This window comes from Emticicia agri, assembly GCF_004168285.1.
Classification (GTDB): domain Bacteria; phylum Bacteroidota; class Bacteroidia; order Cytophagales; family Spirosomataceae; genus Emticicia; species Emticicia agri.
In genome coordinates, this window is the sequence record NZ_SEWF01000006.1 from 209,780 (window position 1) to 219,931 (window position 10,152).

9 protein-coding genes are annotated in these 10,152 nt (G+C 37.4%); 5 read left to right on the forward strand and 4 right to left on the reverse strand.

Features of this window, described 5'->3' with window-relative positions; translation table 11 throughout:
• The first annotated feature begins 94 nt into the window (after window positions 1-94).
• The 3 genes from EWM59_RS06135 to EWM59_RS06145 all read left to right on the forward strand — a co-directional run bounded on the left by EWM59_RS06135 (window position 95) and on the right by EWM59_RS06145 (window position 5,567).
• Window positions 95-1,237 (forward strand): hypothetical protein, encoded by a 1,143-nt coding sequence (locus tag EWM59_RS06135; protein ID WP_130020061.1) that lies wholly within the window; start codon window positions 95-97, stop codon window positions 1,235-1,237.
• 35 nt (window positions 1,238-1,272) lie between these two features.
• Window positions 1,273-4,053, forward strand: a complete 2,781-nt coding sequence (locus EWM59_RS06140) for a CHAT domain-containing protein (RefSeq protein ID WP_130020062.1) — start codon at window positions 1,273-1,275, stop codon at window positions 4,051-4,053.
• Window positions 4,054-4,331: 278 nt separating this feature from the next.
• Window positions 4,332-5,567, forward strand: a complete 1,236-nt coding sequence (locus EWM59_RS06145) for a M16 family metallopeptidase (RefSeq protein WP_130020077.1) — start codon at window positions 4,332-4,334, stop codon at window positions 5,565-5,567.
• Between the two features lie 271 nt (window positions 5,568-5,838).
• On the opposite strand, the gene EWM59_RS06150 is transcribed toward EWM59_RS06145, so the two are convergent.
• Both EWM59_RS06150 and EWM59_RS06155 read right to left on the reverse strand, forming a co-directional pair.
• A complete protein-coding gene (locus EWM59_RS06150) occupies window positions 5,839-6,165 on the reverse strand; it encodes a HesB/IscA family protein (RefSeq protein ID WP_130020063.1) in 327 nt (108 codons plus the stop codon).
• A 119-nt stretch (window positions 6,166-6,284) separates the two neighbouring features.
• On the reverse strand, window positions 6,285-7,817 hold the full coding sequence (locus EWM59_RS06155; protein WP_130020064.1) for a glycosyltransferase family 39 protein: 1,533 nt from the start codon (window positions 7,815-7,817) through the stop codon (window positions 6,285-6,287).
• Between the two features lie 211 nt (window positions 7,818-8,028).
• Here EWM59_RS06155 and EWM59_RS06160 point away from each other — a divergent pair, with 211 nt between their 5' ends.
• Window positions 8,029-8,634 (forward strand): carboxymuconolactone decarboxylase family protein, encoded by a 606-nt coding sequence (locus EWM59_RS06160; protein ID WP_130020065.1) that lies wholly within the window; start codon window positions 8,029-8,031, stop codon window positions 8,632-8,634.
• A 4-nt stretch (window positions 8,635-8,638) separates the two neighbouring features.
• The gene (locus EWM59_RS06165) at window positions 8,639-9,070 is read left to right on the forward strand and encodes a pyridoxamine 5'-phosphate oxidase family protein (RefSeq protein WP_130020066.1); all 432 of its coding nucleotides are present in this window, start codon (window positions 8,639-8,641) and stop codon (window positions 9,068-9,070) included.
• Window positions 9,071-9,085: 15 nt separating this feature from the next.
• Here the strand turns inward: EWM59_RS06165 and EWM59_RS06170 are convergent, their stop codons facing one another.
• Together EWM59_RS06170 and EWM59_RS28355 are read right to left on the reverse strand one after the other, a co-directional pair.
• Window positions 9,086-9,763, reverse strand: a complete 678-nt coding sequence (locus EWM59_RS06170) for an IS630 family transposase (RefSeq protein ID WP_310587833.1) — start codon at window positions 9,761-9,763, stop codon at window positions 9,086-9,088.
• A complete protein-coding gene (locus EWM59_RS28355) occupies window positions 9,676-10,107 on the reverse strand; it encodes a helix-turn-helix domain-containing protein (RefSeq protein WP_130021386.1) in 432 nt (143 codons plus the stop codon). The genes EWM59_RS06170 and EWM59_RS28355 overlap by 88 nt, the downstream gene beginning before the upstream one ends.
• Window positions 10,108-10,152 lie beyond the last annotated feature (45 nt).

Below are 10,152 nucleotides of genomic sequence, written 5' to 3' on the forward strand. Positions count from 1 at the left end.
CAACAAAATTTTCCTTACAACAAAAATTGAAGATATTTGTTAGGTTACGTAATTTTTGCCAAAGTCTATACTATATTTAATCAATGTCGTTGTAATGAAAAAAATTATCCCTGCTTTACTCTTACTATTGATCTTAACAACCGGCGCCTTTTCACAGTCAACAACTATTACCGCCGGACAGACTGCGAACGTTCAACTGCCTGTACTAAAGAATGAGGATATTTCATCAATTCCTTCGCCACAGGTTGGTATGATGGTCTTTGACCAGACTTTTAATGTGGTCAGAGTTTTTAATGGTAATACCTGGACTTGTGTAGGCTGCTCTGAACAAGCCTATTCAAGTGTACAATTAGCTACTGTTGAGTCTTTTACCCTTGGTAGCTCAAAGGTCGGTACAAATACAATATATAGTGCCAATAACCTGGGCGCATTTAAAATCAGCGATAACGGAATTGGTAATGTGAAACCTGTCTTGTCTAATAGCGGAGCACAGCCAAATGGTTTTTTGATGGACAATCAGGATGTAATTGTATTTGAGACAACACTTCCGTGGCAATTACAGATTCTTCCACAATTCGATTTGTTGAATATTATTAACCGGTGCCAATGGGTAAGTCCTTATACGTATACTCAGCCTGTTGATGTCATTACAAGTGCCGATGAGCCTAATCTGACTTACACGGTAAGAGAGGCCGGAAGTTTTGAAAGAAGAGAATGTACTATTTTTGGTATGAAAGCATATAAATTCAGGAATAAGGTTTTTACTGAAAAATATGCACCATTTATAACTTTCTTTGATAAGTTAATTACAGCTACTACCTCAGTCAACTTATATACTGCAATGGGTATCAGTCCGCAGGCTTATAACATTATCAGTAATTCGCCTTGGTTTGCCGTAAATGACGGCATCCTGACATTCCCGAGAGCTGATAACAAGCCTCAGAGTAATTATGGGCTTATTTATTTTGTCGCCAAGTCAAATAACCTGCCCAGCTTCCGGATGAGAATTTTTACACACCGCCCGAGTAAAACCAACATTGAACAATATTTTGATGCCAATGGAAATATACGGAACCGCACTAACTATTTAGATAATTATTATATAAATGCCATGGATACTGATATGCCTTCAGCTTTAAATTTCTCAAAACAAAGCCCGAATCTAAAGGTAGCAGATCCGCCATCTAAAAAAGAAGTGCCGCCACCAACAGCAGGTACTGAAAACGATTTTAACTAAGGATACACGGCTATTTAGTCAAAAAGCTATATAATATGAGAAAAAATCTTCTTATATGTGTTTTTGCTATATGTGTGTTGAATGTGTGGGCGCAGTCGAAAGACATGGCAATGCAAATTCAACAGCTACGAGAAGATATATACACAAAGCTGGATAACAGACAGATTACTGCCGAGCAAGCATTGAAAAGTTACAAGAGTCTTCAGAAAAAACTGCTTGACCAGAAAGACTATGATAACTACGTAAACCTTTTTATGCTGACGGCGGTAGATTTATATGTACCTAACGACGATTATGAAAGCGCTGCGAAAATTATTACAGAAGGAATAGATGCACTGAAGAGCCAGACTGGTGAGAAAAAAGTTGTGTATTTCTTCAAACTAAATGCCGAGTTATCAGAGTATTACCGACGAATACCCAGCAAACTTAATCTGGCAGAAAAACATTTTAAAAAAGGGTACGATTTTTTCCTGCAACATAAAAGCCTCCAGAAAAAAATACCGGCTTTTATTATTACTTTTTTGAGTAATTACGGACGTCTGATTGATGATTTGGGCGATACCGAGCAGAGTTTCTATTATTTTCAACAAGCCCGACAAATTGCCAAACAAGAAAAAATTACCCTTAACCAGTATGCGGTTCTGAGTAATATGGCCAAGTATTACCGGGAAAAGAAACAATATGAAAATGCTTTAGGCTTATTGAAAGAAGCATTGCCATTGGCAGAAAGCGATGATAAAACCGCTTCTATTTACTTATCAATCGGGCGGTGTTATAATCAGATGAACAAACCGGGCGAAGCACTAAAAGCCTTTACTGATGCCGAGAAGTTCTATCGAAAATCTAAAGACCCACAACCTCGTATGTGGGTGAATATTCAGACCAACAGAGCTGAGTCTTATTTGCAGACAGATAATCTGGTTAAAGCTGAAAGCACCTATAAAAATGCTTTGAAAGATTTTGTGCGTAGTTTCCGTCATTCGCATGGGATTCAGGTAGCAAAGATAGAAAACGGATTAAGTGAGATTTATAAGAGAAAAGGTAATTTTAAAGAAGCATTGGCGCATAGTCAGAAAGCCATGACCGCTGCCGATACTTCTTATACACAAACAAGTGTGTATACCAATCCTACTTTTGAAGCGGTCAATGCCCCTCAGGAAATGTTTATCGCCCTTAATGCAAAGGCAGACCTTTTATCAAGTTCAGACCCTGCTTTATCGGCAGATACCTATATTACAGCTATTAAATTTGCTACGCATCTTCGGAAGACTTTCGATATGCCTGAATCAAAACTATTTTATAGCGAAAAGGTATATCCGGTTTATGAAAAAGCATTGTCGAAAATATTTGAACAATGGAAGGCCACACAATCACAGCAATGGGCAGAGAAGTTTTTTTATGCGATGGAGGCAAGTAAATCAGCTGCACTATGGGATGCCGTAAAAGAGCAAAAAATCCGCCCGGAAGTATTAGACAAAAGTTTGTTAGACCAGGAAGCTACTTTGCGCCAGAAGATTGTAAAGCTACAAATCAGGTTATTGGAAGCAGGTAATGAAAAAACACTTTCAGATTTATCTGATGCCAAGATACAGTTAAATCATCTGACCAAAAAAATAGAGCAGGAGTCAAAAAATTATTATAAGCTCAAATATGATAATTATATGATTTCGCTGAAAGAAACGCAGCAAAAAATTGATAAAAATACAGCTTTTATTAGTTATTTTTTAGGCGAAAGTGTGTTGTATTACCTGGTTGTAGATAAAGAATCTTATAATATTATAAAGAAAGAAAAGGCGTCTGAGATACATGATTTAGTACTTGAATTATACGCCAAAGTAAATACTCCTCCTAGCATTGATGCCTATAAAGGACATAGCCTGGCAAAAAAGACTTATGATGTTTTGTTGGCACCTATTGACGGAATGCTTAAAAAATCTAAGAAACTGATTATTGCACGCCATGATATTTTAGGCTTTCTGCCTTTCGAAATATTAGAGAAAAAAGGACAATCAGATTACCTCTTGTTTGATTATACCATTTCTTATGCTAATTCTGCTTCATTGCAATTTGATTATGCTATTATAAAGCCGCAAAGCGATATAATTGCCTACGCACCATTCAGTAATGGTAAGCAATCAGGTATTTTCAGAGATAAGGGATTTAAGACCCTCCCGGCATCAATTAACGAAATGGGAGAAATAAACGGCGAAATTTTTCAGGATAGCAAAGCTACAAAACTGAATTTTCAGGAGACTTACCGCAACAAAGGAATCATTCACTTTGCCACACATGCACAGGTAAATGATGCCGAACCTTTGAAGTCTTTCATTGCCTTATATCCTGAGGGAAAAGATTTTAAATTATACACGCCCGAGCTATACAATCTTTCTTTAGAAAATACACAACTGGTTGTATTAAGTGCCTGTGAAACTGGTAAAGGACAAATCAGAAAAGGCGAAGGAATTATCAGTCTGGCAAGAGCATTTCAGTTTGCAGGTTGCCCTTCGGTAATTACTACGCTGTGGAATGCCCACGACGAAAGCATTGCTAAATTATCAGAGAAATTTTATTACTATCTCAAAAAAGGAAAACCGACAGATGAAGCCATTCGTTTATCGAAAATAGATTTGATTAAAAGCGAATCAGACCACCCGTTCTATTGGTCAAATTTCGTATTGATTGGTAAATCTTCTATCATTCCTATTGCTTCAAATAACATTATTTACCTCTGGCTGAGCTTATTTTCAGCAGTATTGGTTTGTATGTATTTGTTCAGAGCAAAAATTGCTGCTTTTTTCTCTAATCTATCAAGATAAAATTATCATTGATAGTTTTCATAATTCTACCGAAACCTTACATTTGTGATTGGTGTTATAATAAGAAACTGTTTGAGTTAATCTTATTTTGTCCAAAATGATTTTTTTCTACAAATCCTACGTCATCAAAATCCTCATTTAGCTTTGCTAAACTCCGGTTTTGCTGTCTTGTCTTTGTAAAAAACAATTCATTTTGATTCATAAAATTTAACTCAAACAGTTTCTAAAATATGCTTAACAACAAGTTAGGCAGAATCAGAGAACAAAATCACTATCGAATGATTAGCTACGAGCATTTTACTTTGCAAAACGGCCTTGAAGTGTATGTACACGAAGACCATACCACACCTATGGCGGCTGTTAATATATTATATAATGTAGGGTCGAGAGACGAAGACGAAAAGAAAACAGGCTTTGCCCATCTTTTTGAACACCTGATGTTTGGCGGCTCAAAGAATATTCCTGCCTATGATGAGCCGTTACAGAATGTAGGAGGGGAAAACAATGCCTTTACCTCGCCCGATATTACAAATTATTATATTACACTTCCTGCCAAAAATATTGAAACGGCATTCTGGTTGGAGTCAGACCGGATGATGAGCCTGTCTTTTGATGATAAAGTACTGGAAGTACAAAGAAAAGTGGTGATTGAAGAGTTTAAACAAAGGTATCTGAATCAGCCTTATGGTGATGTATGGTTAAAACTACGTCCATTGGTCTATGAAAAACATCCGTATCGCTGGGCTACTATCGGCAAGGAAATCAGCCATATAGAAGAAGCTACTATGGACGACGTAAAAGGTTTTTTCTTTAAATATTATCTACCCAATAATGCTACATTGGTAGTAGCAGGCGATGTAACGGTAGCACAAATAAAATATCTGTGTGAAAAATGGTTTGAATCCATTCCGGCAGGGGAAAAGTATATCAGAAACCTACCACAGGAAGCCATACAAACGGAAGCGAAATTTTTAGAGACTTCGGCCAAAGTACCTTTAAATGGTATCTATAAAGCATACCATATGCCGGGACGCTTTGACCCTGAGTTTTATAATGCCGATTTATTGAGCGACTTACTGGGCAGAGGGAAATCTTCAAGACTTTATACCAAACTGGTCAAAGAAAAGCAGCTATTTAATAATATCTCGTGCTATATTACTGCCTCTCTCGACCCGGGTTTATTAATGGTACAGGGGAACCTGAACGAGGGTGTAGCACTGGAAGCAGCAGATGCAGCCATTGAAGAGATAATTACCGAACTGGTGAATAATAAAGTAGAAGAATCTGAATTGCAGAAAGTAAAAAACCAGAGTGAATCTACTCTCGCCTTTGCAGAGGTCGAACTATTGAACAGAGCCATGAATCTGGCTTTTGCGGCCAATGCTGGTAATGCAGAATGGTGTAATCAGGATGCAGAGAAAATAGCGGCTGTAACGCCTGAATCATTGCAGATAATGGCCAGGCATATCTTAAGAAAAGAAAATAGCTCAACCATGTATTATCGGGCTAACTAAGGCCTGCGTTACGCTTATTTTCGGCCTGTGTGGCACTCCTATCCTCGTCCGAAAAAGGGCGTGTCAGCATAATTTAGGAGTGGTTTCAGATAATAGAAGAAAGGCAATAAAGGTAAATGTAATTGAGATAATTGATAGCTTACTAATTGCCTAAGCGTGCCATCGTACGACGACCGCACCCTTTTGTGGTCGAGGATAGAGGTGACACGCTAAAAGAAAATAGCCACGCCTATTAATATAAGCGTGGCTATTTATATATATTTTAAGCATATCAGACTGCGAAACTTTCTCCACAACCACAAGTGCGAGTGGCATTTGGGTTTTTGAATTGGAATCCTTTTCCGTTCAGGCCATCTGAAAAGTCTAATTCAGTACCAATCAGATATAAAAGGCTTTTTTTATCTACAAATACCTTGATTCCGTTGTCTTCAAAAATATGGTCGTTTGGACGAGTTTCAAAATCAAATTTCAAATCATACATCAAGCCCGAACAGCCGCCTCCTTCTACTGCTACACGCACACCATGCTCGCCTGTTAAGCCATCTTTTTGTCTTAATTCAATGATTTTATTTTTTGCTATTTCTGTTACTGTTACCATGACCTTAAAACGGTTGTATTATAGTTTATTTTGAATGCTGATATAAAAACGCCATTACTAACCGAAAAGTTTCTTGAATAGGCAATTATGTAAATTGGTTGAATAGTTTTGCGTTTTTTCTAAAACGGACTTTCCAACCCTGCTACCCTTTTATACCAGAATTCACTAAAACTGGTTCTGGGCTTCTGGCAAAGATATACCTGCGTGCCGTATTCTCTTGCCAGAGGGTTACTGATTTTGCCAACTAATTTTATATCAGCAAATAGCTTATTCACATCTTCACCTAATTCATCATTTATATAAATAAACGTATCAGTAGTGGCAGGTATCTTTTTCGGTGCCCAATAGTAGTAATTATCAGAAAAGCTGACAGGTTCGGGCAGACCGTACTTTTTGCCTAAGATATTAACCGCAGAGGCTTGCCCATAGTTATCACCAAAAATCAGTACACGAGATTTATCAGGCACCTGATTATAAGCAGTAGCCGTAATTTTAGCTAATTCTTCCCAGCCAATCATATCGGCATAATCTTGTGGTAACGTATGAATTTCGCCGTCTTCATGCCTTAACATGCCATCCATGCCGTATTTTGCCGAGAAGTTTTTAAAATGAATGGCTAAATTTTCAGGCGTATCGGTTGGAATACCTATCGGAAGTAAGAAAATAGAAAATGCTACTAAAATACCTGTTAATATGACTCTGAAATACCATTGTTTCAGAAAATCTTCCCACCAGACAGCCCCAGCTGCTAATGCCAAAGGAAATATACCTGCGGTATAATAGCCTTTGCCTTTCACCGCAAAAAGAATACCTATGACCAATAATATGGCTACACCTAATAAGTGGAATCTGTTCAGTTTTTTAAAGAACAATAAAGCCAATAGTCCGGCACAGGTCAGGAGGCAAAAAATGCCGGGCATCAGCAATTGCTCTTTCAGAAAATTGACTCGGTTTACATTTACCAACTGATACTTATTAAGGGCACTGAAATGCCTGAAACTAGAAAGCCCATGACTCAACTGCCAGATAATATTGGGTGAAGCAATAAGAACACAAAGCCCAATGGCATACCAGAAAGGTTTTTGCATAAGTACTTTCCGTTCTGAACTCAACAGAAAAGCTATACATAAAGACCCTAATTGTAGCACAACTAAATGCTTGTTGAGTATAGCCAAACCTGCGGCTATACCTAAATAAAGCAGATAATTGGTCTGACGGGTATTAAGGTATCTGATTGTGAGATAAAACAGGAGTGTCCAGAAGAAAATATCGAAGCCTACCGGCTGATACAGATAAAAAGGACGTACAAAGATGGGGGATATGAAAATACCCAAAGCTGCTAATAATTGTGCAAACCAGGCACCGCCTAATTCTTCGGTTATTTTGGCTGTCAGCCATACCATAATTCCTCCCAATATGGCAGGTAGAATCTTGATAGCCAAAGCCGAAAAACCGATAGTTTTCATCAACAGAAATGCCAGCCAGCCTATCATGGGCGGAACCGAAGCATAACCACTTGCCGGGTGAGTACCTAACGAAAAATACAATAGTTCGTCCCGGTGAGGTTCAAGCATATTATGAAAATACAAATGAAAAACTATTTTCAGTAGAACTATAATGAGTATCAGCCATTTCAGGTGGTTTGCTTGCATAGTGGATGGTTTGAATCTTAAAAGTGAAAATACAACATATTAGTATCAGAAGAAAACGAAGGAGTGAAATTATAAGAAATACTATTTGCTATGAATAATTAACCAGAGAAAATTGTCCATCTGATTGCGGAAATCATCCATTTCAGGGCTGAGAGGGCTGCTATACCTTTGTATCATCAAAACAGCACTAATAATTTAAACCGAAAAAGAGATGAAAACTTTCGCAGTACCAACCAGAGAAGAAGTAACGCCTGCCAATCAGGAAATTTTTGATAATCTTAAAAAGTCATTAGGTTTTGTACCTAACTTATATGCAACCATGGCCTATTCTACCAATGGGTTGGCAAGATTTTTAGCTTATTCAAACGCTAAAACATCATTAAATAACAGAGAAAAAGAAGCAGTAAATTTAATAGTGAGCCAGGTAAATGGTTGTGTGTATTGTCAGAGTGCGCATACGGTGATTGGTAAAATGAATGGTTTTACCGATGAACAACTCTTGGATTTCAGAAGAGGAAAAAGTGATAATCCGAAGCTGAATGCACTGGTGAAACTGGCCGCTGATATTACAAAAAACAAAGGTAGAGCCTCTGAAGAGTCGGTCAATGAGTTTTATGCACAGGGTTATACCAACGAAAATCTGATTGATGTAATCTTACTGGTATCAGACAAAACAGCAATGAATTATATTCATAACCTGACACAGGTTCCGGTTGATTTTCCGTTGGCACCTGCTTTAACAGAAGAACCGATTGTGATACCTGACGAATGTGGTGATACCCTTTGGGAGGCTGTGTTGGCACAACAAAATAATTAAAACCATGAGTTATTACGGGAAAATTGCTTTTGGCAATGCAGCCAAAGCGTTTCAGGAAGAAGCGGGAAGCAGAGGTATTTATGCGAGAATGGAGCGTGAGAATAAGAAAGAGGGCTTAAGCACTTATGAGGTATCGTTTATTGCGCAGAGAGATAGCTTTTATATGGCCAGCATTACCGAAAGCGGTTTTCCTTATATTCAGCATCGAGGCGGGCCAAAAGGATTTCTGAAAGTATTAGATGAAAAACGGTTAGGTTTTATTGATTTCGGAGGAAATAAACAATATGTTTCGGTTGGAAATTTTGAAAGTAACCCGAATGTTTCGTTATTTCTGATGGATTATGCGCATAAAATCAGATTAAAGATTTTTGCCAGGGCAGAAGTAGTCGAATTAGCAGATAATGACGAGTTTATACTACTACACCATTTTAAGTAATACGACAAAATTATTTTAAATTTTAATTTTAGAAAAGTCGATTTGATAGTCAAAACCAAATTTAGACCAAATTTTGTCAAGGGCTTTTTTGAGGGTTTCCAAATCTTGATAATCACTAGGCTTAAGCCAATAATATTTAGTATGCCTCCAAAGCCTTTCGATTCTGTTTAGATGTGGACTGTAAGCAGGCAAATAGAAAATATAGAGCCCTTTGTTTTGCCACAATTCTAACTTTTCTTGAAAAACTTTGGCGTGATGAATTCTGGCATTATCAATTACTAAAACTGTTGGTTTTCTAATTTTATCAATAAATATTTCTATTGAATTGATGACAAAATCAGCATTAATAGTACCTTTTACATCAAAAGTGTAAAGTTCATTTCCATCAGCATTCATCAACCCAAATACATTGATATTCTTGCCTTTTTGTGGCAGAATATAAACGGGTTCATCTGGAAATTGCCAGCAGTAAGGTACGACACAATTGAGCGAAAAACCAGCCTGATCACCATAAAATAAGTCAATATGACTTTGTTGGTGGAGCTCGAGTAAGTCATTTAAGCAGTCTTCTTTATATGCGTACTCAGAAGTGTTTTGCTTTGACTTTAAACTTTTTCTGGCTCTTTTCCAACTGGCTCGACAAGTGTTTTTAAAAAACGCTCTAATGTTCTTTGAGAGAAGTCTTTCTGTAATGCTTCTTTCAGTTCTTGACGTACTTTTTTCAGAGTCTGAGGGCTTGATTTTACTTTGCTTTTTACCAATGATTCATCAGCTGCATTGAAAATAGGTTTGCGACCCTGACCCAATTGATTGCGTAAACCTACTATCCCATGCGTTTCCCAACTGTCAAACCAGTTAGTGATGGTAGGGTGGCTTACTTGAAATATAGATTTTAGGCTATACATATCATACCCCTGATGACTTAGCAATAGACAATGACAACGTTGTTTGAATTGATGATGGGTAGCATTTTTGTACCCTTCTTCCATTGTGATGACCTCACTTGGCTCTAATTTAATATATCGTTTTGCTCGCATAGAGCAAAGTTAACAATTTTAAAATAATTTTGTCGCATTACTTAA

Coding starts and splice junctions, on each gene's coding strand:
- EWM59_RS06140 (WP_130020062.1), top strand. CDS start 1,273: ATGAGAAAAAATCTTCTTATATGTGTTTTTGCTATATGTGTGTTGAAT.
- EWM59_RS06160 (WP_130020065.1), top strand. CDS start 8,029: ATGAAAACTTTCGCAGTACCAACCAGAGAAGAAGTAACGCCTGCCAAT.
- EWM59_RS06150 (WP_130020063.1), bottom strand. CDS start 6,165: ATGGTAACAGTAACAGAAATAGCAAAAAATAAAATCATTGAATTAAGA.
- EWM59_RS06155 (WP_130020064.1), bottom strand. CDS start 7,817: ATGCAAGCAAACCACCTGAAATGGCTGATACTCATTATAGTTCTACTG.
- EWM59_RS06145 (WP_130020077.1), top strand. CDS start 4,332: ATGATTAGCTACGAGCATTTTACTTTGCAAAACGGCCTTGAAGTGTAT.
- EWM59_RS06165 (WP_130020066.1), top strand. CDS start 8,639: ATGAGTTATTACGGGAAAATTGCTTTTGGCAATGCAGCCAAAGCGTTT.
- EWM59_RS06135 (WP_130020061.1), top strand. CDS start 95: ATGAAAAAAATTATCCCTGCTTTACTCTTACTATTGATCTTAACAACC.
- EWM59_RS28355 (WP_130021386.1), bottom strand. CDS start 10,107: ATGCGAGCAAAACGATATATTAAATTAGAGCCAAGTGAGGTCATCACA.